The organism is Bifidobacterium thermacidophilum subsp. thermacidophilum DSM 15837, assembly GCF_000426425.1.
Taxonomy (GTDB): domain Bacteria; phylum Actinomycetota; class Actinomycetes; order Actinomycetales; family Bifidobacteriaceae; genus Bifidobacterium; species Bifidobacterium thermacidophilum.
In genome coordinates, this window is the sequence record NZ_AUFI01000013.1 from 18,125 (window position 1) to 42,969 (window position 24,845).

At 61.7% G+C, this 24,845-nt stretch carries 20 protein-coding genes and 1 riboswitch; of the genes, 12 read left to right on the plus strand and 8 right to left on the minus strand.

Annotated features, from left to right (window positions below):
* Positions 1–41 precede the first annotated feature (41 nt).
* The gene (gene ligA / locus K315_RS0108270) at positions 42–2,840 is read left to right on the plus strand and encodes an NAD-dependent DNA ligase LigA (RefSeq protein ID WP_029577026.1); all 2,799 of its coding nucleotides are present in this window, start codon (positions 42–44) and stop codon (positions 2,838–2,840) included.
* A gap of 228 nt (positions 2,841–3,068) precedes the next feature.
* On the opposite strand, the gene K315_RS0108275 is transcribed toward ligA, so the two are convergent.
* The 5 genes from K315_RS0108275 to K315_RS0108295 form a co-directional block, all read right to left on the minus strand.
* Positions 3,069–4,340: an Mrp/NBP35 family ATP-binding protein gene (locus tag K315_RS0108275; RefSeq protein ID WP_029577027.1), complete on the minus strand. Its 1,272-nt coding sequence runs from the start codon at positions 4,338–4,340 to the stop codon at positions 3,069–3,071.
* A 256-nt stretch (positions 4,341–4,596) separates the two neighbouring features.
* On the minus strand, positions 4,597–6,033 hold the full coding sequence (gene glnA / locus K315_RS0108280; RefSeq protein WP_026503287.1) for a type I glutamate--ammonia ligase: 1,437 nt from the start codon (positions 6,031–6,033) through the stop codon (positions 4,597–4,599).
* Between the two features lie 359 nt (positions 6,034–6,392).
* Positions 6,393–7,184 carry a DUF4191 domain-containing protein gene (locus tag K315_RS0108285; RefSeq protein WP_029577028.1) on the minus strand — a complete coding sequence of 264 codons (792 nt, stop codon included), beginning with the start codon at positions 7,182–7,184 and terminating at the stop codon, positions 6,393–6,395.
* A gap of 148 nt (positions 7,185–7,332) precedes the next feature.
* Positions 7,333–8,811, minus strand: a complete 1,479-nt coding sequence (locus K315_RS0108290) for a dihydrolipoyl dehydrogenase family protein (protein ID WP_029577029.1) — start codon at positions 8,809–8,811, stop codon at positions 7,333–7,335.
* A 222-nt stretch (positions 8,812–9,033) separates the two neighbouring features.
* Positions 9,034–9,660: a DUF3043 domain-containing protein gene (locus tag K315_RS0108295; RefSeq protein WP_029577030.1), complete on the minus strand. Its 627-nt coding sequence runs from the start codon at positions 9,658–9,660 to the stop codon at positions 9,034–9,036.
* Positions 9,661–9,844: 184 nt separating this feature from the next.
* On the opposite strand from K315_RS0108295, the gene K315_RS0108300 reads away from it, so the two are divergent.
* On the plus strand, positions 9,845–11,215 hold the full coding sequence (locus K315_RS0108300) for a dipeptidase (RefSeq protein WP_029577031.1): 1,371 nt from the start codon (positions 9,845–9,847) through the stop codon (positions 11,213–11,215).
* A 910-nt stretch (positions 11,216–12,125) separates the two neighbouring features.
* Here the strand turns inward: K315_RS0108300 and K315_RS0108305 are convergent.
* On the minus strand, positions 12,126–12,545 hold the full coding sequence (locus K315_RS0108305) for a hypothetical protein (protein ID WP_152571458.1): 420 nt from the start codon (positions 12,543–12,545) through the stop codon (positions 12,126–12,128).
* A 10-nt stretch (positions 12,546–12,555) separates the two neighbouring features.
* On the minus strand, positions 12,556–12,741 hold the full coding sequence (locus K315_RS10545) for a hypothetical protein (protein WP_152571459.1): 186 nt from the start codon (positions 12,739–12,741) through the stop codon (positions 12,556–12,558).
* A gap of 493 nt (positions 12,742–13,234) precedes the next feature.
* On the opposite strand from K315_RS10545, the gene K315_RS0108310 reads away from it, so the two are divergent.
* From K315_RS0108310 to K315_RS0108350, 8 genes are all read left to right on the plus strand, one after another.
* Entirely contained in the window at positions 13,235–14,320 is a 1,086-nt protein-coding gene (locus K315_RS0108310) for a hypothetical protein (protein WP_029577033.1), read from the plus strand.
* Positions 14,311–15,078 carry an ABC transporter ATP-binding protein gene (locus K315_RS0108315; RefSeq protein WP_029577034.1) on the plus strand — a complete coding sequence of 256 codons (768 nt, stop codon included), beginning with the start codon at positions 14,311–14,313 and terminating at the stop codon, positions 15,076–15,078. Before K315_RS0108310 ends, K315_RS0108315 begins: the two co-directional genes overlap by 10 nt.
* Positions 15,075–16,244: a hypothetical protein gene (locus K315_RS0108320; RefSeq protein WP_029577035.1), complete on the plus strand. Its 1,170-nt coding sequence runs from the start codon at positions 15,075–15,077 to the stop codon at positions 16,242–16,244. Before K315_RS0108315 ends, K315_RS0108320 begins: the two co-directional genes overlap by 4 nt.
* Before the next feature lie 50 nt (positions 16,245–16,294).
* Positions 16,295–16,405, plus strand: a riboswitch (TPP riboswitch).
* A 32-nt stretch (positions 16,406–16,437) separates the two neighbouring features.
* Entirely contained in the window at positions 16,438–17,067 is a 630-nt protein-coding gene (locus K315_RS0108325) for an ECF transporter S component (protein WP_029577036.1), read from the plus strand.
* Positions 17,068–17,295: 228 nt separating this feature from the next.
* Positions 17,296–17,991 (plus strand): ECF transporter S component, encoded by a 696-nt coding sequence (locus K315_RS0108330; protein WP_029577037.1) that lies wholly within the window; start codon positions 17,296–17,298, stop codon positions 17,989–17,991.
* Between the two features lie 259 nt (positions 17,992–18,250).
* A complete protein-coding gene (locus K315_RS0108340) occupies positions 18,251–20,788 on the plus strand; it encodes an ATP-binding cassette domain-containing protein (protein WP_161786025.1) in 2,538 nt (845 codons plus the stop codon).
* A 305-nt stretch (positions 20,789–21,093) separates the two neighbouring features.
* Entirely contained in the window at positions 21,094–21,453 is a 360-nt protein-coding gene (locus K315_RS0108345; RefSeq protein WP_029577039.1) for a hypothetical protein, read from the plus strand.
* Between the two features lie 9 nt (positions 21,454–21,462).
* On the plus strand, positions 21,463–21,933 hold the full coding sequence (locus tag K315_RS0108350) for a hypothetical protein (protein WP_029577040.1): 471 nt from the start codon (positions 21,463–21,465) through the stop codon (positions 21,931–21,933).
* Here K315_RS0108350 and K315_RS0108355 read toward each other — a convergent pair.
* Positions 21,912–22,484, minus strand: coding sequence for a TIGR01440 family protein (locus tag K315_RS0108355; RefSeq protein ID WP_029577041.1), 573 nt, complete (start codon positions 22,482–22,484; stop codon positions 21,912–21,914). The genes K315_RS0108350 and K315_RS0108355 overlap by 22 nt on opposite strands.
* A gap of 323 nt (positions 22,485–22,807) precedes the next feature.
* Here K315_RS0108355 and K315_RS0108360 point away from each other — a divergent pair, with 323 nt between their 5' ends.
* Together K315_RS0108360 and pheS are read left to right on the plus strand one after the other, a co-directional pair.
* Positions 22,808–23,716 (plus strand): TrmH family RNA methyltransferase, encoded by a 909-nt coding sequence (locus K315_RS0108360; RefSeq protein ID WP_029577042.1) that lies wholly within the window; start codon positions 22,808–22,810, stop codon positions 23,714–23,716.
* A gap of 57 nt (positions 23,717–23,773) precedes the next feature.
* Complete coding sequence (pheS, locus tag K315_RS0108365) at positions 23,774–24,841, plus strand: phenylalanine--tRNA ligase subunit alpha (protein ID WP_029577043.1); 1,068 nt, start codon at positions 23,774–23,776, stop codon at positions 24,839–24,841.
* Positions 24,842–24,845: the final 4 nt, after the last annotated feature.

Genomic DNA, 24,845 nt, shown 5'->3' on the forward strand with positions numbered 1-24,845 from the left:
GGCGTTCGGCCCGCGCAACGATGACGAATGGCGGGTTTGGCATGACTGCACATGATGCACACAAGGCTGGCGAGGCTGAAGGGGAACAGCTGGCATGGGATTTCGACGCTCCTGATCAGGAGGCTGGAAATACGCCAGCAACGGGCACACAAGGCATTCCGGTGGCCGCAGACGAAGGCGTGCGCAAGTACGCGCCCGGCAGTGTGCAGTGGATTGCGGCTTTGCGCGCGGACGACGAGGATGCGCTGCGGCTCGACCGGCTCGATGTCAGCGTTATGGATGCGGATGCGGCGGCACGGTTGTGGGCCAAGGTCGCCGCGTGGGTGGAAAGCGACCAGGTCGCCTACTATATCGACGATTCGCCGGTTTCCTCGGATGCTGCGTATGACGCGCGCATGCGCTGTCTGCAGCGTCTTGAGGCCGCGTTCCCCTCGCTTGATTCCCCGCAGTCGCCCACCCACCGTGTCGGCGGGGCGTTCTCCAATGATTTCGTGTCGGTGCGTCACCCTTCGCGGATGATGAGCCTCGACGACGTGTTCTCCATCGAGGAGCTGCACGACTGGTACAACGGCGTGCGGGAAGACCTCGAATGGCCGGAAGACAAGCCGCTGCCGATGACCTGCGAAGTCAAAATCGACGGGCTCGCCTTGAACCTCATCTACCGCAACGGCGTACTCGAACAGGGCTTGACACGCGGCGACGGCGTGGTCGGCGAAGACATCACGATGAACGTGCGCACGATTTCGACCATTCCGCAGAATCTTGCCGGCCCTGCCTCGGATATCCCTGAATTCGTGGAGATTCGCGGCGAAGTGTTCATGCGGTGGGATGATTTCCACGCGCTCAACGAACGCAACGAGGACGAGGGACACGCCCCGTTCGCCAACCCGCGCAATGCGGCCGCCGGTTCGCTCAGGCAGAAGGACCCGCGGATCGCCGCGACCAGACGATTGAGCTTCTACGCGCACGGCCTGGGCACTTTGCGTTGGGGTGAGGGCAGCGCGCATCAGGGTCACGACCAGGTGGACGACCAGTCGCAGGCGTACGACCTGTACAAGAAGTGGGGAATTCCGGTATCCCCGCATAACCGCGAGGTCACGGATTTCAGCCAGATTCTCGACATGATCGACTACTACGGCGAGCACCGAGGTGATATTGAGCATGCGCTCGATGGCATTGTCGTCAAGGTCGACGATCTGGCGTTGCAACGCCGGCTGGGTGCCACCTCGCGCGCCCCGCGCTGGGCGATTGCCTACAAGTACCCGCCGGAGGAGGTCAACACTGAACTGCTCAACATCATCGTGCAGGTCGGGCGCACGGGGCGCGTCACGCCGGTCGCCGTGCTCAAACCCGTGTATGTCGCCGGGTCGACGGTCGCGCGCACCACGCTGCATAACCCCTTCGAAGTCAAGCGCAAGGGCATTCTCATCGGCGATACCGTGGTTGTGCGCAAGGCGGGCGACGTAATCCCGGAGCTTGTCGGGCCGGTATTGGAACGGCGCAAAGGCAGAGAAGACCAGCTGCATGAGTTCGTGATGCCCACCCGCTGTCCGTCCTGTGGAGCGGTGCTCGCCCCAGCGAAGGAAGGTGACAAGGACATACGCTGCCCAAATGTCGAATCCTGCCCGGCGCAGCTGACCGAGCGGATTATCAACCTGGGGTCGCGCAAGGCCTTCGATATCGAGCATCTGGGCGACCAGAGCGCAATCGCGTTGACCAATCCAGAGGAGAACCGGCCGGATTCCGTGGCATCCTACGACCCGTACCGCACCGAGATCGATGTGAAGCCCGGCCAAGAGCCGGAGCCCTATGAGCCGGTGGAAGGCTTGCAACTGCCGCCCATGCAGACGCCGGTATTGTCCAGCGAAGCGGACCTGTTCACTCTTGACGCCGATATGTTGCGCGATGTGCAGGTGTGGCGTGAGGCGCCGATTATCGAAGTGCGCGAGCGGACTGACGAAAACGGAAAGAAACGCAAGATACGCCGTCGGATTGGCGGATCCGGCCTGTGGCATCAGGTGCCGGCGTTCTGGACGACGCCGACGAACGCGAAAGCTGCGACCAGTGGGAAGGCGATCGAACAGGCGATCGCGCGCGGGGACGATCTGGAATCCTACCCGGGGTACGCTGTGCCGCGCGACGCGCATGTCGTGCGCGAGCTGACCCGGACCCTGCGCGACGGCACGGTTGCACGACAGCCGGTGTACGTACGGCCGATGGAGAACACGTACAAGCTGCTCGAAGAGATCAACAAGGCCAAGCGGGCGGATTTGTGGCGTGTACTGGTTGCATTGTCCATAAGGCGGTTGGGGCCGCCAACCGCCCGCACGATTGCCGACCATTTCGGCTCGCTTGAGGCGATTGAGCATGCGAGCGTCGCGGATTTGACTGAAATCGGCGGTATCGGGGAGGAAATCGCCAGTTCGGTGGTCGACTGGTTCGCCAAGTCACGCGAACCGGGCGATTGGCGTGGCAGGATTCTTGCCGCCTGGAAAGCCGCCGGAGTGGGACAGGTTGAACATGAGAACACCGAACCGCAGACCTTGGCCGGCATGACGGTGGTGGTGACCGGATCGTTGGAGGATTTAAGCCGGGAATCCGCCAAGGAAGCGATCGTATCGCACGGTGGCAAGGCCGCGGGATCGGTCAGCAAGAAAACCACATACGTGGTGGTCGGCAAGAATCCTGGCTCGAAAGCGACAAAGGCCGAGGAGCTCGGCCTGCCGATCCTCGACGAAACCCAGTTCCACCGCCTGCTGGACACCGGCGAACCGGGAGAACCCGCCACTCGTGCTGGCGCTGGCGCAGCCGATACGACCCAACCCGAACTCGCTGACTGACCTCTCCCAACTTTCTACCGACACTGAAACCGCCCTCAGCGTCGGCAGAAGCAGCAGCTGCACAAGCTGGCTACGCTGGGAGGCCTGTTTGCGTGGACGGTTTGGGGAATTCCACAAACCGGTGACGCTGGGAGGGCTGATTCCGTAGACAGTTTGGGAAGGGGGCTGCGTTGGGGATTGGGGTGGCGTTGCTTACCTGTGTTACTTACCCGCCTTGTTCGGTGCTGTTTACTTGGTACTGGACATGAGGGATTGGGCGAGGGCGGTGAATTGTGCGGCGAGCGGAGTGTCGGCCAACTCGCCGGATGGCGTCAGTACGGCCGGTCGCCCGGAATCGTCGATCTCGCGGATTTCCGGCTCGAGCGGGAGCTGGGCAAGCAGCGGCACATCATATCCGAGCGCGTGGGTCAGCTGTTCGCTGACACGCTGTCCACCTCCGTGTCCGAAAATCTCCAACCGTTCGCCCTTGTGCTCGAAATAGCTCATATTCTCAACGACCCCTCGCACCTTCATCGGCACCTGCAGGGCGACCAGACCTGAACGTACCGCGATTTCCGAGGCGCTCGACTGCGGGGTCGTCACCACCACAAGTTCGGCGTTCGGCAAGGTCTGCGCGACCGAAATCGCCATGTCACCGGTGCCGGGGGCCATATCGAGCAGCAACACGTCCGGGCTGCCCCACCACACGTCCGACAGGAATTGCTCCAGCGAGCGTTGCAGTCTCGGCCCGCGCCACAGGATTGCGCGCTCCGAGCCGGCGAACATGCCGATCGACATGAGTTTGACGCCCCACGAGACCACAGGCATGAGCATGCCGTTCAGATTCGTGGGTTGCGTGTGTACACCGAACAGCCGCGGAAGCGAGAATCCGTAGATATCCGCGTCGATGGCAGCGGTATCGTAGCCGAGCGCGGCGAAGGTGGCGGCGAGATTCGCCGTGACTGAGGATTTGCCGACCCCGCCCTTGCCGGAAGCGATGGCGAAGATTCGCGTCTTGATGCCCGGCTTGGTGAACGGGTTCTGCCGGCGTTCGGCCTTGAGCTGCGCAACGAGGTTCGCGAGCTTGTCTTGGCTCATCGCGCTCACTTCGATGTGGGGGATGAGCGTGGCATCCGGGTAAGCCGCCACAGCCTCGTTGATTTGGTTCGTGATGGTTTTCGACAACGGGCATCCCGCCACGGTGAGCTCCACGTGCACAATCACGTCGTAGGTCGAGGGGAGCGCATCGCGAGGGGTTGCCTCGATTGCGGCGATCATGCCCAGATCGGTGATGGAACGCCCCAATTCTGGGTCGATGACCTTGCTCAACCGGTGGTAGATGGCGATTTCGATGGCATTCGGCTGACTGGTCGGGACGTGTGCTAAGCCGTCAGTGTTGTCAGGGCTGTCAGCGCTGCTGGTATTGCTCGTGATACCGGTGGTGCCGCCAGTAGTGCCGTTTGTGCCGGTGGCGTCGTTGATGCCGTGCGTCGCCTGCTGGGAAGTCGGGATGTGTGCCATGGTTCCTCCTGATTGTCCTTGAACACCGTAGCGCGCTTCCGTCCGCCACGCCAGTGGCGAAGCGCGTATACGGGGACCGATTACCGGACTAACGTCACGATGACAACGATGTCATGCTGTGATCAGGTGTATCCCACCCACATGCCGGAAGACCTCACGCACCACTGAAAACCGTGGCAGGGAACATCCCGCACACATACGAAAAACGGGAAGCAAGCCCAAACTTGCTTCCCGTTTCAGCTACTGATTAGCGAAATCAGATGTTGAAGTACAGCTCGTACTCGAGCGGCGTCGGCTGCAGGCGAGCCTGGTCGATTTCACCGCGCTTGAGGTCAACCCAGGTCTCGAGCAGATCGTCGGTGAACACGTCGCCGGCGGTCAGGAAGTCGTGATCTTCCTCGAGGGCGTCGAGCGCCTCACCCAAGGAGCCCGGCACCTGCTTGATGCCCTCATGCTCTTCCGGCGGCAGCTCATAGAGATCCTTGTCAACCGGAGCCGGCGGCTCGATGTGGTTGAGGATGCCGTCGAGACCTGCCATCAGCTGGGCGGAGAAGGCGAGGAACGGGTTGGAGGACGGATCCGGAGCGCGGAACTCGATGCGCTTGGCAGCCGGGCTCGTGCCAGCCAGCGGAATACGGATGGCAGCGGAGCGGTTACGAGCGGAGTACACCAGGTTGACCGGAGCCTCGAAGCCCGGAACCAGACGGTGGTAGGAGTTCAGCGACGGGTTGGTGAAGGCAAGCACGGAGGAAGCGTGCTTGATCAGGCCGCCAACGTACCAACGAGCGATATCGGAAAGCCCGCCGTAGCCCTTCTCGTCGTAGAACAGCGGCTTGCCGTCCTTCCACAGGGACTGGTGGCAGTGCATGCCGGTGCCGTTGTCGCCTGCGATCGGCTTCGGCATGAAGGTCACGGCCTTGCCGGCGAGGGCAGCGGTCTCGTGAACGACGTACTTGTACTTCATCAGGTCGTCGCCCGCGTGCTGCAGGGTGTTGAAGCGGTAGTTGATCTCCTGCTGACCGGCGCCCGCAACCTCATGGTGCGAACGCTCAAGAATCAGGCCGACCTTCTGCAGGTTGGCGACCATGTCGTCGCGCAAATCCTGATAGTGATCATTCGGCGGAACCGGGAAGTAGCCGCGCTTGACGCGGTTCTTGAAACCGATGTTCGGGGTGCCGTCATCTTCGGTGTCCACACCGGAGTTCCACGGAGCCTCGATGGAGTCGACCTCGTAGAAGGAACGACGCATGCTGTTCTCGTAACGCACCTTGTCGAAGATGAAGAACTCGGCTTCAGGCGCGAAGGACGCGGTGTCGGCGATGCCGGTGGACTTGAGGTAGGCCTCGGCCTTGCCTGCGACCTGGCGCGGATCGCGGGAGTAAGGCTCATCGGTGATCGGGTCGACGATGGAGAAGGCCACGTCGAGCGTCTTGTGCTTGCGGAACGGGTCAATGAACGCGGTGGAGACATCCGGCACCAGCTTCATATCGGACTCGTTGATGGCCTGGAAGCCCTGGACGGAGGAACCATCGAACGGCATTCCGTCGGTGAAAGCATCCTTGAGGAACTCGCTGGCGGGAACCGTGAAGTGCTGCTGAATACCGATGAGATCGGTGAAGCGAACGGAGACGTACTCAACGCCCTCTTGGTTGATCAGGGCCTCGACGTCTGCTTTGGTTTCGAGTGCAGTCAAGGGACCGCTCCTTTCATGTGAACTTACAGGCTCCAAGTCTAGGTTCGTCGGTTTCGGCCACTCGCCGTTTGCGTTACGAACATGTTTCGTACTTCGGTAACATTTGGGTGAAATCGTTGGAAAATCAAGGTTCTGTATTTTTCAATCCGTAAGGATTTCGTGCATTAGGCGTTCGAAACATGGACATGTGGGCGTATCTGGGCGTCGTGGGCGGACGATGTGCGCATGCCGTTGGCGCCGTCTCGGGCGGCGTGCGGAACGACGAATGCCCGGCCGGAGACAAGTCCGACCGGGCATTCGTGTGGTGTTGTTGTGTGATGTCGCTGTGCGTTTAGTGTTGCCGCGACCAGCGATATAGGTCAGCGACCGCGCAGCGCTCGACGATTGACATGCTGAGCGCGCGTCGGGTCGATACCCTTCGGGATGCCGTAGCCCTGCTTGAGCTGCAGGGTGCGCAGACGCTCGTTGAGCGTGTTGAGCTCGGTTTTGGTCAGGTAGAAGCGGGTGCGCGGGTGGAGTTTCTTCGCGATCCACAGCTTGTGGTGGGTCGGTTCGTAGCTCTTGCACTTGAGCACGGCACGACGCACGTCCTTCAAGCGCACCTGATGTTCGCCGGTGCCCACGCAGATGCGGTAGACCGGGATCGACGAGCCGGCGGTGACGCCCTTAATCTTGCGCTCTTCGCGGTCCATCGCGCGGCTGACGCGCTGCTCGTCGCCCTCACCGAGCAGGTAGATGCCGGAATTGCTGGTGCCGCGCCAGATCATGTCCTTCGTTTTCGGATCGACCCACACCGGTTCCTGCGGGAAGGAGTAGCCGGCCTTGCTGATATTACCCAGCACGCCGATGGCGGCGCCCGGCTGGCCTTCGAGCTTCGCGTAGCCGACTCGGTCGGCACGGTTGGTGAGCACCATGGTGAAGAACAGGGCGCCCAACATGACCGCGGTGATCATGAGCAGGATCCAGGCGATGACCGACCAGTGGAATACGATGCCGAGCACAATCGCGACGACAATCGGCGCGATGAAGGCGCCCGCGGCCAGCCAAGGCAGCTTCTTATCCTCTTTGTAGGTGAACTTGAACAGCGTGATGATATTCTTCACCATGTTCTGGCGCTTGCCGCCATTGCTCTTTTCAGCCTTGTCTGCCATTTGCGATCCTTATCTTCTTGGAAACGGACACACTGGGCACAACTTTATCAAACGGTATGGAAGCGCTGGAGGCTGCCCGCGGGTAGCGAAATCGCTGTCTGCGGGCAGCTTTCCGCGGTCGGTTCTGGCTCGCGGCGTTGCGTGCGGCTCAACGCGTATGCAACGGACGTCCGTCCGCCTTGAGTATCGCCTCGCCGAGCGTCTCGCTGAAGGTCGGATGCGGGTGGATGAGCCGCGCCGCCTGGCTCAGCGGCACATGGTTGCCGACCAGCTGCTGGGCTTCGGCGATCAGGTCGCTGGCCACAGGCGACATCATGTGCACGCCGAGAATCACCTCGGTATCCGGGTCGCTCGCCCGCATGCCGCTCACCACGGACATCGAACCCGCGGAGCCGCTCATCAGCATGCGCGCGTTCGACAGCATCGGGTACAGGGTTTCCTTGACTTCCTGCACATCGTCGCGCTTCTGTGCCTCGTCGAGCGTCATGCCGACGGACGCGACCTCTGGCGTGGAGAATACGATCTGCGGCACTGCGTCATCGTCAACCGGCGGGGGATTGAGCCCGGCGATCGATTCCGCGATGACGATGCCCTGCTCGTACGCGCGGTAGGCGAGTGCCGGCCCGACCGTAATGTCACCCACCGCCCACACGCCGGGCACATTCGTGCGTCCGTATGCGTCGGTGACGACGAAACCGCCGTCGGTCAGGGCGATCCCGTTCGAAGCGAACCATGGACTTGACGTGTTCGGGGTTCGGCCAATCGCGGCGAGCACTACTTCGCCGTATGCGGTGTGGTCCGTCGCGTCGTCGCCACGCGTGTAGTGGACGGTAGCACCGAGATTGACGCCCGTATCGACATGGCTGACTGAGGTGTGATCGATGATGGTGATGCCGTGCCGTTTCAGCTCGCGCGTCAACGCCGTGGAAGTCCTGCGGTCCCACGCCGACAGCAGCCGCTCCTTGCGGATCAGCATGGTCACGTCAGTGCCGGCGGCATGCCACATCGAAGCGAATTCGATGGCGATGGCCCCGGCACCGATAATCACTGCGCTGGACGGGAACTGGTTGCGCGCCAACGCCTGCGTGGAGTCGATGAGCGCCCCGCCGAACGGCTGACTGGGCAGCGGCTTGGGTTCCGAGCCGGTGGCCAGGACCACATGTTGTGCGTTGAAGACCAAGGTCTGGCCGGCATCCTCGGGGATTTCCGCATTGCGGAACCGTTGTACCTGCTGTGTTCCGGTGCTGGGGGTGACACTGACCGTGGAATGGTCGGTCAGCTCGGCCTGCCCGCGGATGACCGTGACCTTGCGGTGGGCGAGCAAACCGGCCAGCCCCTTGGTCATCGTGTCGACCACGCGAAGCCGGTAATCGCGTAACTCGCCATAATCCACGCCATTGAGCGTGGCGTTGACGCCAAGCTGCTGGGCGCGGCCGATCATGCCGATAGTGCGTGTGGCGGTCAGCAGCGCCTTGGACGGGATGCACCCGCGGTTCAGGCACGTGCCGCCGAGGGTGGCGTCCCGTTCAACCAGCACAACGGATTTGCCTAGTTGCGCGGCTCGCAGTGCGGTGGCGTATCCGCCCGGCCCGGCCCCGATGATGACGATGTCGGCATGTTCACTCATATGGCCTCCTCGCACATGGCCCGCCGCGCTGCCGTGTGCGCCGGGCCTTGGTTCAGGTTGCAATGCCTTCCAGTCTAAGGTGACGCTTCTACCTGCCGCCCGTATCCGCCCGTGGCGAAGCGTGCGGTTGGCGGACAACATGCCGCCACATACAACAACCCCGCTGCGGTGGTATGCCGCAACGGGGCGTCAGACAAAACCGGAAAAGCGACCGAACGAAACTCAGTCAGGCCAGTTGCCGCGCTTCGGGGAGGTGGGCTTGGGTAGACGCCACCGGCGGATCTGGATTGACCGGCTCCACGCGTACATGCATGAGCGCGAACCGCGGGCCACCGCACGGTCTCCGAACTTGGCGACCAGCTTCTTCTTGAGCTTGTGCCACATCACCACGATGTCGATGATGACTGCGAACAGGTACGCGTACATGAGAATCGTGAGTACAATCACTGCTTGCGGGCTGCGGGAGCTGAACACCATCATGACGACCATCATCACGACGATCACCGGAATGAAGAACTCGCCCAGATTGTAGCGGGCATCCACATAATCGCGGATATACACGCGCCACGGCAGCTGCTCCGACTTTGGCATATGGCGGATATCACCGTTCTGCATTGCCTCGTATTCCGCGTCTTCCTTCGCGCGAATCCGCTGCTTGGCGGCCTTCGCGCTCGCCTGACGGTCCTTGGGGGCGAGCGGACGCAGATTGCGCGCCTGCGCCTCCTTGCGTTTGGGGGTCGGACGGCCCTTGCCTTCAGTGGTTTTCGCGCCTGATTCCTTCGACGCGGCCGGTTCGTCCTGCTCGGCCGGCTGCTCGTCGGTGGTCTTCTTGAACGGGTTCCATGTCATGCTTGCAGGTTACGGTGACCACTAGACGCTCGCCGCCCGACAATCCGCCCGGAGCCGCCGAAAACCAGCCCGATGGGCACGGCAGGACGCCACGGTACCACGGTATTACGGTATGTGGATGGTGCGCGGCGGCGACACATCGCACATCGCACACACGATGACCAGATATATATAAGGAGAACCCATGACCGCGTTGAATGAACAGACCGTCCGCGCGCGCGTAGAAGCCGACTGGGCCAGGATCGTCGACCTGCTCAAGGAGAAGATCGCGCTCAAAGCCGTGTCCGCACAAGGCATCACCGGCGAACATATGAAGCGTTCGGCTGAATTCGTCGCTGGCGAAATGCGCAAGGTCGGTATCGACGCGCATGTCGAGCAGTCCACGAACCCGGACGGCACCCCGGGCGCGTGGGAGGTCATCGGCTCGCATATCGTCGACCGGCAAGCGCCCACCGTGCTCCTGTACGCGCACCACGATGTGCAGCCCGCCCCGAATCCCGCGGACTGGGACATTGACGACCCCTTCACCGCCACCCAGGTGGGCGACCGCCTGTACGGGCGCGGCACGTGCGACGACGGCGGCGGCATCGCCATCCACTCCGGCGCGCTCAAGGCGCTCGGCGATGACCTGCACGTCAATATCAAAGTGTTCTTCGAAGGCGAAGAGGAAATGGGCTCGCGCAGCTTCATCCCGTTCATTGAAGCGCATCGCGACGAATTCGACTCCGACGTCATCATCGTCGCGGACTCCGGCAACTGGACCCCGGACATCCCAAGCCTGACCACCAGCCTGCGCGGCAACACCACGCTCGACTTGAGCGTGAAAGTCCTCGACCATCCCGTCCACTCCGGGCAGTACGGCGGGCCGATCCTCGACGCGAACACGCTCGCTGCCATGCTCATCGCCTCCATGTACAACGCCGACGGCGAGCTTGACATCCCCGGTCTGCTCTCCCAGGAGCCGGTCGGCGGCCTGCAACAGGATCTCGACCCTGACAAGGTGCGTTCCGACACGTCGCTCGTGCCTGGCTACCGTTTCGCCGGCACCGGTTCGCTCGCCTCACGCCTGTGGACCAAGCCGAGCGCCACGGTCATCGGATTCGACGCGCACCCGGTCGACGGGTCGTTCAACGTGATCGCCAACGAGACGCGATTCCGTCTGTCCGTGCGTACCGCCCCCGGCCAGCGGCCTGAAGAGGCTCAGCAGGCGGTTGCCGATTTCCTCACCGCGCACGCGCCATTTGGTGCGAGCGTGACCGTGACCCCGCTGGACAACGGCATGGGGTGGGCCATGGACCCGAGCGCCGAAGCAACCGAGGATGCGCTCGCCGCCATGCGTGAGGCGTTCGGCGTCGAACCGATCAACAAGGGTGAGGGCGGTTCCATCCCGTTCATCCCCGAATTGCAGCGCATCTTCCCGAAGGCGCAAGTGCTGGTGACCGGGCCTGAAGACCCGCAATCCAACGCTCACAGCCCCAACGAGTCGGTCAGCCTGCCCGGGTTGAAGAAGAACGTGGTCGCCGAAGCGCTGCTGCTCGCCAAACTCGGGCAGTGACGCGGCGGATGCCGCGGTCGAGGTGATCGATCGCGCGTTGTTTGCCTGGTGAGGCGGTGGTGCCGGTGCTGGTGCCGGTGCTGGTGTCGGTGCCGCCGTCTTTTGTGCGGTTGCGTATGTCTGCGCATACGCAAGTTGCAATGATGTCTGGCGGTGGCTGCTGACTGCGGGGTATCTGTCGTGCTGCGTATGTTCCGGCATACGTAATGGTGCGGGTCGACCAGTGTGGGTCGTTGCTTGTGGGGTATTTGTTGCGTTGCGTATGTCCCGACATACGCAATGGTGCGGTCCGGTTGGTGTCGGGTGTCGTTTGTGGGACATCTGTCGTGCTGCGTATGTTCCGGCATGCGCGAATTGTTGGTCCGGGTGCGCTATGACACGTGCCGTGACCGATATGTTGCGTTGCGTATGTCATGACGTACGTAACGGATTCCTTGGATGAAGATGTAATGACGGCAGAAGTCATGGTGTCGGATTGTGTATGCCATGGTATGCGTGGTATGCGGGTTCGTGTGGTGCGCCGCACTGGTCATGGGTGATATGTCGCGCCGTGTATGTCTGGAGACGCGCAATCTATAGGACCTGCCATCGTTTGGTGTCGGCGCAGGTCGATACATCGCGTTGCGTATGTCGGGGCATACGCAATGACAAGTCCTGGCGGCAAAACGGTGCTGACTCATACTGATGCGCAGGATTGTGTATGTCCGGGCATGCGCGATTGGCAATGCAGCTGATGGCTGCGGAATGGCATGGTGCTGTGGTCGCTGGGCGTGTGATGATTGGCTCGCGCGACGGGCGGTTGGTGGCGGGCATGGGCTGGTTGAAAGGCTGTGGGTGTCGTCGTGTGAGCAAATCCTCACGCAACGACACCCATCGCAACGACATCCGCCAGCCCGCCATCGGCGGCCTGTCAGCTTGCGGGTACTTCGTCGACGGTCAGCGTTGCGTGCAGGTTGTCGCCGGAGTTGCAGTTCACCCGGTTGAAGGTCTCCCCGCTAATATCCTGTTCGGTTGCCGAGCCGGTCTGCGCCTTCGCCTTCGCAGTGGTGGAGGCGAGGTAGATTCCGGCGTCCGCTCCTGTCACGTAGTATTGCGAGGTGAGGTCGCCGGACAGTCCGCTGTGCACGAGGAACAGCAGGTAGGTCGATCCGGTTTTCATGATCGCCCCCGCGGTCTGGTTCTTGGTTGAACCGGTCTGGCGGACAACGACGGTCTTATCGCCGACATCGCCTTTCTTCGTCGTGATGACTTTGACCGTGGAGAGGGTGAAGTCCGTCTCATCGTCGATGTCCTGGACGACTTTCTGGTCGGCGACGGTGCCGACGATCACCAGATCGGAATCATCCGTGATCGCTTTGGCGGAGTCGTATATTTTCGCGCGGGATGTTCCGTTTTCGCTTGCTGTAGTGCTCCCGCGGGTCTGGGTCGGTGCGCTTGCCGGAACCGCAGGCGCCGACGCCAAGAGCTAGCGAGAAGGTCGCCGCCATTGCCGAAATCGGCTTCACGAGCCGTGGTTGCTTCTTCATGTCAGCACGCTTTCCATAGTTGGGTTGGTATTCACTGCCGTAATACCTGCAAATTCCGTATGCAAACGCCCCTCTTTTGCTTTGCTCGATGTCTGACACCAATGTCAATCACAATTATATTTCATAGATGAACCCGGAAAGTAAGGCAAACGTTCCCGGCAGCTTGTCTGGTGAAATACGGATACTCCGCGAACGACGCACGCGATGAAAGCGCATACTGGAAACCGCTGGAATAGGCAATACCAAGAGAAATATGTTCCTTCGCTGGTTGGCCAGTGGGGGGGGCTTGGCATAACGACGTCGAGCGACTTGGCCCTGGAATTCTTCCATAGTGCAGAAGCGCAGCGCAGAAATGCTTTGCACTGTATCAGTACGGGTACGCCGAAGCGTCAGATCAGGCGTCTTACTGGAAACCGTTGGGATAGATCGCGCACCATCCGCACCGATTGCCGGTATGCGATAGTCCGTTAGCAGCAAGAGAAGAGGAACATCGATGTTTCGTCATGAGCGTGGTGTCAAAGGCAAAGTCGACAACAAACGCCGCCGGCATGTCAATATCGCGGCGTGGGTCATCATGTCCATCGTGGTGGCCGCCGCAATCACCGCGGGGGCGTGCGCGATGTTCATGCCCGACCGACCGCCCGCACTACTGGGCACATCCGGAGAAGTGACGCAAGCCAAAGTATCGACGCAACAGTACAACGGCGCACAAACAGTCACACTGATCCCCAGCATCGCCAGCGACAGGACCATTCTGGGCAACAGCACCGGCACCGTGACAGCGGATTATTCAGGCAACGGGCTATCTTCCGGCCATGCCTGCATGCGCGTCAACGACCGTGCCGTCATCGCCCTGAACACGGCCCTGCCGTTGTACCGCGACCTGCACGTGGAAGACCGGGGACAGGACGTGCGTGCGCTGAACAATGAACTGTCCCGGCTCGGCTACCAATCCGACGCCGACAGCGACCGGTACTCATGGAACACCCAGCAAGGGTGGAAACGCCTCATGGCGGACAACGGTTCGGACAGCGACGGTACGCTCCTGCTCAGCGACATCCTATGGATCCCCGAGCAGAGCGTCACCGTCAGCAACTGGCAGGGAACCACGGGCGCAAACGTCACCCAAGGGTCGCAGATCGGCGACATTCCAGGGGCTTTGGTCAAACTCAGCATCAAGAACACGAACCCCTCGGACCAGGATCGGGTGATCACCGTATTCGGCCAATCGACCACCCTGCCCGCAGGCCAGACCGCCATCGACAACGCCGACTACCTCAAACAGGTTTCGGCGACGGAAGAGTACAAAACTCAGACCAAGGACACGCTTGCTGCGGGCATCAGCGGCACGCTCTCCCTGGCGCAATCCATTGAAGCGCTTCGCGTGCCCGCGGGCGCCGTATTCGGCTTGAACGGGAGCAAAGGGTGCATCATGACCACGGACGGGACGAAACATGCCGTCACCGTTGTCGGCTCTTCGCTTGGCGTCAGTCTCGTGCAGCTCAATGACGGCGGCAACACGTCATCCATCACCTCGGTGGAAATCGGGTCGAAGATCGCGGGCGCAACATGCTCCTGAAAGCAATAGACCTGGCACACCGTTTCCCGGGAACGGATATTCTGTTCGAGCATCTCGATTTCGAAATCAGCCCGGGGCAGACCGTCGCGCTGTGCGGGCCTTCCGGATGCGGTAAATCCACCTTGCTGTCGATTCTCGCGGGGTGGGTGAAACCATGGGCGGGGCAAGTCGAACGCGACGACATCCACCGCATCGGGTGGGTATTCCAAAACCCCTACGGTGTTCCGGAGCGGACTGCGCTCGACCACGTGGTCTTCCCGCTGCTTTGCCACGGCTTGAGCAGGCGTGAAGCGATTCCTGAAGCGTTGCAAGCCATGGGGCTGTTCGATTTGGAATATGCGGCGGACCGGAAGTTTTCCGAACTCTCCGGCGGCGAAGCGCAACGGTTGATGCTCGCCCGAGCCGTATGCTCGCACCCTGACGTGCTGCTCGTCGACGAGCCGACCGCGCAGCTGGACACGCGAACGGCGGCATCCGTGAGTGAAGTATTGGGCAATCTCGCGGGGCAAGGCATGATCGTGGTCGTGGCAACGCATGACCCGCGTGCCAGGGACGCGTGCGACCGAGTCGTCGATTTGGCTGATTACGCGCCGGTCGGTGCTGAAAACGCGTATGGGGACGCGGGTCAGAGCGCTGCTGCACGTGTGGACGGAAGCGTTGCGGAGAGCGCGAGCGGAAATATCGATGAGAACGCTGCTGGAAGCGTTGCTGGAAGCGCCGATGGAAGCCTTGCCGGAAGCGAGGGGGTTAGGTCATGAATCTCCGGTCAATCTGCTCCGAAGCCGTGCGGAACATCAGCGCGGGAACTACGCGGGCGGCATGGTTTTTCCTCGTCATGCTCATCACCGGTGTGCTTCTCGGCGGGTACGAAGCCATGTCCATCGTGCAGCTCGAACAGGAAGCGATCACGCGTATCAGTTCGGACGCCGATACGAAAGCCCTCATCGGTGCAAGCGTCGATGGCCAAGCGTGTGATGGGCTTGAAATGGTCCACAACGGGCCAAGTCTTGCGGGAGCGGCCCGCGCTGCCGAAAGCATCACCGCGTCTTCGACGCCCGGCATGGAATTGCCCGCGTACGAAGTGACCCCGGGGTTCATCAAACTGCTTGCATCCGGGCAGAAAACAGCGAACGCGGCATCATCGTCTTCGTCGTCTTCGTCTTCTGCGTCCTCGTCTGCGCAACAGGGGGCGACATCAACGCAACAGAAAGTGAACGAGACCGCCGACACCTCGGGAATATGGATTTCAACCGACGTTTCGCATGATTTCGGGCTGGTCAAAGGCAGTGTCATGCAAACCAACCGTGGCGATATGACCATCGCCGGCGTATTCTCCTGGCCCAACGACGGCCGCGACACCAGATTCGCCTATGCGGCGATGATCCCGGTATCGGCGTCCTCCGGCGAATTCACCGAATGCTGGGCAAAGCAGTGGCCGGTCAGCGAGCAAACCAACGACCTGCTGTATTCCACGGCGATTGTTTCAGGAACAGGCGGAAACACGACGGTCGCGCAGGTCAACAAATCCTTCGACTCCCGGTACAATGCGTACTCCAGCTATAAGAACCGCATGACGGTATGGCTGCCGTACGTTTCGCTAGCGGTCGGGGTGATCGCCGGGGTGATTTCCGTGCGGCGCAGACGACTGGAATACGCGGGAGCCTTGCACGTAGGGCAGACCAAAGGCGCCCAACTGCTCGAAATGACTCTGGAAACGCTGATTTGGGCGGGATTGGCGACCATAGCGTGCCTGGCGTTGCTGTGCGCGTACTGCTGGCGCATGTCCACCGACGGCTGGATGAACATCGTCATCGCCGCCTGCCGAATCCCCGCAACCGGGTTCGCAGGTGTGATGGCCGCGACATTCCTCGCCGGGCTCAGCGTGCGGGAGTCCCAGTTGCTGCGGTTCTTCAAGAGCCGGTAATGCGCGTGCAATCGATCGGATAGACAAAATCATGGGGTGCCCCTAGACTGAACAACCGACACGGGGGCTTGGCTGAACGCCAGGCTGAGATGGGGGTTTCCTCCGACCGAATGAACGTGAACCGGGCAATGCCGGCGCACGGACGTCGCTCTTCCCGTGCCTGAGAACAACCGTTCAAGAAAGGCACATTATTATGGCACAAGCCGCGAATACCGCAGCATCATCCACAGTGAATCTCAAGTGGCGCGTTGTCGACATCGCCGTTTCATCGGTGATCGGCGTTGCCAGCGCGCTGATTTATTGGCTGGTCGCCCTGCTGACCGCCGCACCTTGGACCGCACTGGACGCAATCGTCCCCGGTCTGCCCGGCCTGTTCAACGGATTGTGGCTGTTCGCCGGGCCCTTGGCCGCCATCATCGTGCGTAAGCCGGGCGCCGCAGTGTATGCGGAGATCGTCGCCGGCATTCTTGAAGCGTTGATGGGCAACATGTGGGGCGGTCTCGCCACATTCCTGATTGCTTTGGTGCAAGGCGTGTGCGCGGAGCTTGCGTTCGCGATTGTGCGTTACCGCAAGTGGACCCTGCCGGTTGCCGCTCTGTCCGGCGCGCTGTCGGGGGTCGGATGCTGGGCGTACAGCTTCATCGAAAACCTTCAGGGCATCAATCTTGCCGGGTCGTACGGCATTGTCTATCTGATCACCACGGTGGTGTCCGGCCTGCTGATCGCCGGCATCCTCATGTGGTACCTGTATCGCGCGATCGCGCGGACCGGCGCGCTGGACAAGTTTGCTTCCGGGCGTGAGGTGCGAGGCATCACCGCCTGAGAGACAACACCGTCTGAAATCACCGTCTGAAGTCACCGTCTGATAGCACCATCTGAAAGCGTCAGCGTCTGGATTCCGAGGCGTGCGGCGGAGCACCGATACGGCTTCGCAAGTCAGCGGCATAAGGCCCACCACCAGTATGGGCGGGAGGTTTCGGGATCATCGCAGCGATATACCAACCCCTGCCGGGCATCATCGAAATCCGGCATCGCATAGGAAGACATCAATATGAGCAACAACTCTTCGAACGCGTCCAACGCATCCGTCGCCACAGCGACATCAGCAGCCAATTCGGTCACCCTTCAACCAGAAGCGACTCCGGTCGCAGCGGTACGCCCCAGCCTCAAGTGGCGTGTCGTCGATATTGCCGTTGCATCGGTGATTGGCGTTGCCAGCGCGCTGATTTTCTGGCTGGTGTCCCTGATTTATGCGCTGGGCGTCGGCGACCTGATTGGCCTGGTCATGCCTGGATTCCAAGGCATCTATAACGGTTTGTGGCTGTTCGCCGGCCCCCTGGCGGCGGTCATCGTGCGCAAGCCCGGCGCCGCCACATACGCGGAACTGCTCGGCGGAGTCATCGAAAGCCTGATGGGCAACCAGTGGACGGGCATGGACACGTTCAGCACGTCGCTGATGCAGGGCGCGTTCGCCGAACTCGCGTTCCTCATAGTGCTGTACCGCGTGTGGAACGTGCCGATCACCATGCTGTCCGGTGCGTTCGCCGGGGTCGCCGTGTGGCTGCATGACATTTTCATGCGCGGCCAGGCGTTCACCGGGCAGTACATCACCATCTATCTGGTCACGTCCGTGATTTCCGGCATCGTGTTCGCCGGCATCGTGGTGTGGTACCTGTATCGGGCGATTGCGCGGACCGGTGCGCTGGACAAGTTCGCATCCGGGCGTGAAGTGAGGGCCACCGCCTGAACCACGGCGGGGCTACGGTTCACGCCGGCAGAAGCACTTCGGCAGGCAACTGTTCAGGTGTGAAGCAATACAGAACAGCAGCAACAGCGGCGCAGCGGTACGACAGCGCAACAGGCACGGCGGCGGAACCGAGGCCGGCGGACGGCGGTTCGCGATACAGTGGCGGACGGCGGTCGGGCAACGGTTCCGCGCCAGCGCATTTGAAGATGGCAGGACACAGGACGCGATGAAGTCAAGCGAACATGACAACAGCAGCACGATGACGGCAGTGTCGACACAACCGGCACGTCTCGAATTCCATGATTGGGGCTACCGGCATGCCTCACGCCGCCATTTCGCCGTCCGCGGCCTCAACCTGAGCATCGAACCCGGCCAGCGCGTACTGCTGCTTGGAGCCTCGGGCATCGGCAAATCCACCATTCTCGAAGGCGCGGCGGGACTGCTCGGCGGCGATATCGAAAGCATGAACACCGCCGCCAACGGCACCACCAGTACCATTGACGCGGACGGCGGGCTGACCGAGGGGAGTGTCACCGTCGACGGCACGCCCGTCAGCCAGGCCAGGGGACGTGTCGGCCTTGTTTTGCAGGACCCGGATGCGCAGGCGATTTTCGAACGACTCGGCGACAATGTCGCGTTCGGCCCGGAAAACCTCAACGTGCCGCGCGAAGCGATCTGGCAGCGCGTCCGCGACAGCCTCGACGCGGTCGGCATGCACGGCATCCAGCTTGACCGTTCCACCATGCACTTGAGCGGCGGGCAGATGCAGCGCCTCGCCCTCGCCGGAGCGCTCGCCATGCAGCCTGGCGTCCTGCTGCTGGACGAACCCACCGCCAACCTCGATCCGGACGGTGTAGACCAGATTGTCGGCGCGGTGCGCAACGTGCTCGACAGTACGCACGCGACCATGATGCTCGTCGAACACCGTGCGGAACCTTGGATCGACATGATCGACAGGGTCGTCGTCCTCGGATTGCAAGACAGCAAGCCTGCTGGCAAGACCGGGGAAACCGGAGGAGCGGGGGAAACGGCGGAATCCGGCGAACAGGGCGAACCAAGCAGCGGCACTGTTATCACCCAGCAGGGCGATGAAGCGGAAGTAGGCCGCCATGGCGACCAGCGTACGGTGATTATCGCCGATGGCACCCCGGACGAGATCTTCTCCGACCGCACCATCGATTTCGCCGGCCTCGGCATCTGGCTACCCAAACGCTACCAACGCCCCGAAGACGCCATCACCCGCATCCACACCGACAGCGAACCCGAATACAATCCGGCAACCGGCACCGGCGAGCCTATCCTGACCACCAGCGGTCTGGGTATCGGGCACAGTGAAGACGCCATCGCAAGCGACATCAACCTCGCATTCAAACCCGGGCAGATCACCGCGCTCGTCGGAGCGAACGGCGCCGGAAAATCAACGCTCTCCCTGACCCTCGCTGGACTGCTCAAACCGCTCGAAGGGTCTGTGGAAGCCAGCAGCGAACTCGCCGGGAACGCACACGGCACCCAGCCAATCAACTGGAAATCAACCGAACTCGCCTCCCGCATCTCCTACGTTTTCCAAAACCCCGAACACCAGTTCGCCCGGGGCAGCGTCATCGACGAAGTCATGCTCGGGCCGCTGCGCACCGGCATCGCGCCCGATGAAGCCCGCCGCCGCGCGCACGATCTGCTCGAACGCTTCAACCTCAGCCGGTACGAGAACGTCAATCCGTACACGCTGTCCGGAGGCGAAAAACGCCGGCTCACCGTGGCCGCAGCGCTCGCCGCCGCCCCACGCGTGCTCATTCTTGACGAGCCGACTTTCGGGCAGGACCGCCGCACCTGGATGCAGATCGTCCACCTCATCCACGGGCTGCGCGGCGACGGCGTCAGCATCATCGTCGTCACCCACGACCATGAGCTCGTCACCGCGCTCGGCGCACGAGTCATCGAACTCATCCCGCAAGGCGGGCACGGCCAATGGGACGACGAGCAGACCATCCGCGTCAGCCCGGTCAACGAACGCCACGAACAGCCACGCGCATCCAGCAGGTCAAGCATCATCGCATCCATCAACCCCGCCTACCGGCTCTTCGGCGCTCTGCTCGCCTCCTTGCCGCTTATTTTCAGCCTCGACTGGGTATCCGCATGCACCGCGCTCGTCATCGAATTCCTGGCGCTCGCCTGCCTCGGGCTCAAACCGCTGCGGGTCGTCAAATCTACGTGGCCGGTATTCATCGGGGCGCCAGGTTCTGCGCTCGCCGTACTGTTGTACGGCAAACAAGGGGGAGCCGTCTGGTGGCATTGGGGCATGATTACCGTCAGTGAACGGTCGGCGTGGCTTGCCTTGGCTACCGGCCTGCGCATTCTGGCGGTGGGTATTCCCGCGATTATTCTGGTGTTGGGCATTGATGCGACCGATCTGGCTGACGCGTTCAGCCAGATTCTGCATTTACCGGACCGATTCGTCTATGGCGGGCTCGCCGGCATGCGCCTGTTTTCCGTGCTGCGCGACGATTGGGCGGCGCTCACTGCGTCACGCCGTTCGCGTGGACTCGGTGACGACAACGCATTCAAGGCGTTCTTCCCGCAGGCGTTCGCCTTGCTGGTGCTGTCCATCAGGCGTTCGACCACGCTGGCGACCGCGATGGAGGCGCGTGGATTCGGCGGCGACGGGCCTCGCAGCCACGCGCGTGTCAGCATGAGCGGGACGCGCGACCGGGTGTTCCTTGTGTGCTGCTTCGCGGTGCCGATGATCGCGCTCGCGGTGTCAGTGTGGTTCGGCGCGTTCAGCTTCTTTGGCGGCAAGTGAGTGCGGTCGCGGCGGGAGCGTCCGGTTTCCATTGCCTGTGTGGCTCACATGGTGAGACGCAGAAAAAACGTCAAACGTTTGACGAATGGTTTCTGATGGTTTTCTGCGTGTCGTTACGGATTTTGCGTGTGTGACGGGGGTATGGTCGTGCTGACGGGGAGCAGATGAACCGTTTGGGTGGCTGTGGTTTTCGTCGGGTTGAGAGGAGCGTGCCGTGGCGAAAGTGACGTACGTGAGGCAGATATTTTTCCAACACTCATAATCGGCACCCAGGCACAAACCAAATCATCAAAATGAAAGCAGAAATGATGAACGAACCAACGAACGGCTGGCCGGCGTATGCAAAGCCGATGCCCAAGCCGACCTTGCAGGACAGGATCTATTTCGCCCGCGTGCGTAAGGAGAAGCAGCGCGACCTGTTGCATGGTCTGGCTGTGGCGGAGGGGCCGTTCTATGCGCGTCTTGAGCGGATGTGTTCGATCAACGGTGTTGTCCAGGTCGGTGAGATGGCGAATCCGGTGGCGCTCATCGCCGCGTACGCCGCGCAGTATGCGGCAGTGTACTCGGGTGTGCCTTCGGGTTTGCGTCTTGACACGGTGATGGGTTCCGATGGCAGCCGGTGGGTGATGGGGCCCGCGTTGGACCAGTATCTGCTCAATATGTAGGATTACAGCGTGGCTGGTCTCGTGCAGTTCGGGTATCGAAACGTCTACTCGGATGGCGCTGATCTTGACATTCAAGGCATTGCCGACATTGTCGTCGGTTCGATGGTCGGCAATGGATCGCATCAGATTCTTGGAGGAAGCTGGACGACCGCGGTTGCTCATGGCAATCAGCTGTGGGATATGTGGGAGCCGTCTATTCGTATGGTGTGCAGCAATCCGAAAGAAGCGGTGATGCTGTTCTCATGCCTGATGGTTGATTTCCTTCGTCATATCCAGACGAACGGCGATGGTACCGCAACCGATGTCCGTGAGAATTATCGTACGATGCTTACGCAGACGATGCTCATGTCCACTGTTGACTTCGGGCTGCTCGGCAAGACGACCGGGGCGGCCGAATGGTCACGGGCTTTCGGGCTTCCCGACATAGCCCGTGACTGGAGGCCGTCTTCCGGAGGGTTTTACATCAGCTTTTCATCGTAGATCGCGCGGCTGCCGCCGATGTACTTCGGGCGGTACCGCGCGCAGATGATGTGCGCCTTGCCAATCATGTCAATGGAAATGCGCAGCGGAACGACCACCGGGTGGATATGCATGCCGATGAGCGTGCCGCCGATATCGATGCCGGCTTTCGCTTTGGCTCGGATATCCTCGACCAGTACCGGATGGTCGAACAACCGGTAGGCGATGGTGCCGAACGCACCACCCGCATGATTGGGCTGGGGAATCGCGTTGACCTGGTCGAAGCCGTAATGTTCCAAGCAGTCCAGCTCGATGACCAGCGCGCGGTTGAGGTGCTCGCAGCATTGCGCGGCGAGGAAGATACCCGCCGGTTTCAGTACCGATTGGGCACCCTCGAACAGGTACGGTGCCACATCCATGGACGTGTGGGTGCCGATCTGCTCGCCGAGCACCTCGCTGGACGAGCATCCGATGACGAAAATATCCCCGGACGACAGGTGTGCCGCCTCGAGGACCTCGCGCACCGCCTGCGCGGTCTGCTGCCTGATCTGTTCGAAATCCTGTGTCTGCATACCGCCGATTGTACTAGCGCGTCGTTGCACACCGCCCCTGCGGTTCACCTGCGGTCAAACCAATCATCATTCATCATGCGAATTCCCGGCTTCTTTCAGGTAATTCGGTAGAACCATCCCAGTGTTATGCGATGGGAATGCAAGTTACGCGGAAGTGTTCTCCCTTGATTGCGTCTTGTAACAGTGTCCATCGTGTGAGTGAATCCTCACATGTTGGCCCGGTTGGATGCTGTGCGGGTGGTCTGGAGCGTGCTAGATGCCCGCCGTGTGGACGGATCCTCGCACGCCACGCCAGGTAGCCGCCGCCGCGTACAGTGGGCGGTATGCCGTTGAACAATGAGATACTGAGCAATCCGCATGCCGATCGCGTGCGCAAGATCGCAGGCTTGGAGTCCAAGTCGCAGCGCGAACGCTCCGGGCGCTTCCTTATCGAAGGCCCGCAATCCGTACGCGAAGCGATTCGTTGGCGTCCCGACGCCGTGACCGACCTGTACGTGCAGATGAGCGGGGACGGCCCGCAGCCCGCAAACCAGACCATCGCCGAAATCTACCGCGAGGCGCTTGACAACCCGCGGGCGGGCCAGCAGGGCGGCCTGTACATCCATGGCGCCACCGCTCAAGTCATGCGCCAGATCAGCGGAGACTGCCAAGGCATCGCCGCCGTCGGCCTCACCGAACGCATGCAAGACGACCCCGATGACTTCGATTGGTCAGATCATCCCATGTTCGCCGCGTTCTGGCAGGTGCGCGACCCCGGCAATGCGGGCACTGTGATCCGCGCCGCCGATGCCGCCGGCTGTGACGCCGTGATTTTCGTGGATGACAGCGTCGACCGCTTCAATCCCAAGGTCGTTCGCGCCACCGCAGGATCGCTGTTCCACGTGCCGGTCCTGACCATGACCACCCAGGATTTCCTTGGTTGGTGCGCTGGCGAGCACAGCGCATTGGTCGCCGCCGACGTGCATGGCACGCCGGATCGGGCCCCCGAACAGCTGCCGGGTCTGCTCGGCGAACGCGGCCACATGCTGGAACACGAACTTCAGGACTCCAGCCGTCCGCTTACCGTGCTGTTCGGCAACGAGGCGCGCGGTCTGCCAGCCCACTTGGTCGAGCAAGCTGACCGTGTTGTCGCCATCCCGATTTATGGGAAGGCCGAATCGCTGAACCTGGCGACCAGCGCGGCAGTCATGCTCATGAGCTTGGCTATGTCGAGTCATATTGGGAAAATGTGAAGACGGTACAACGGCTTGAGCGAGAGCGACGTTTCACTGAAATAAGAAAGGGTACTCGTGGCACAGAGCGCGGTATTCGATGCACAGGCGGTGACCGCAGCGGTCAACGAAGGCATCGGGAAGATCGAAAAAGCCTCCAGCTCGGAGGAATTGAAAGCCATCAAAACCCAGTATGCGGGTGCGGAATCGGCAATGACGCAAGCGAGCAAGGCTATTGGCTCGCTCCCCGCCGACCAGAAGAAGGAAGCCGGCAAGCTCATGGGCAAGCTGCGCGCCGATTTCGGGCGCGCGTTTGGTGTCAAGCAGCAGCAGATTAAGGCTGAGGAGGAGCAGCGCGCCCTCGCTGCCGAGACGGTTGACATGACGCTGCCGATCCGCCGTAAGCCCTTGGGCGCGCGTCATCCGCTGCCGAGGCTTATGGAGGATGTAGAGGACTTCTTCATCTCGATGGGCTGGCAGATTTCGGCGGGTCCGGAAGTGGAAACCGAGTGGTATGACTTCGACGCTTTGAACTTCGGCCCCGACCATCCCGCCCGCCAGATGCAGGACACCTTCTATGTCAAGGGCAACCAGGCCAAGGACGCTGCGGGCTTTGTCGGCTCCAACATGGTGTTGCGTACGCAGACTTCCTCCGACCAGGTGCGCGCGCTGCTTACCCGCGGGGTTCCGCTGTATATCGCGTCCCCGGGCCGTGTGTTCCGCACGGACGAGCTCGACGCCACCCACACCCCGGTGTTCCACCAGTGCGAGGCGCTTGCGGTGGACAAGCATCTGACCATGGCCGATCTCAAGGGCGTGCTGGACAAGCTTGCCGTCGCCATGTTCGGCCCCGAGGCCAAGACCCGTCTACGTCCGAGCTACTTCCCGTTCACTGAGCCGAGCGCCGAGCTTGACCTGTGGTTCCCTGACAAGAAGGGTGGCGCCGGCTGGCTCGAATGGGGCGGCTGCGGCATGGTCAACCCGAACGTGCTCAAGTCCGCGGGGCTTGACCCGGAGGTCTACACCGGCTTCGCGTTCGGCGTCGGCATGGAGCGTACGCTTCTGCTGCGCCACGACATCAACGACATGCACGACCTCGTCGAAGGTGACGTGCGCTTCAGCGAACAGTTTGTGATGGGGGAGTGATTGA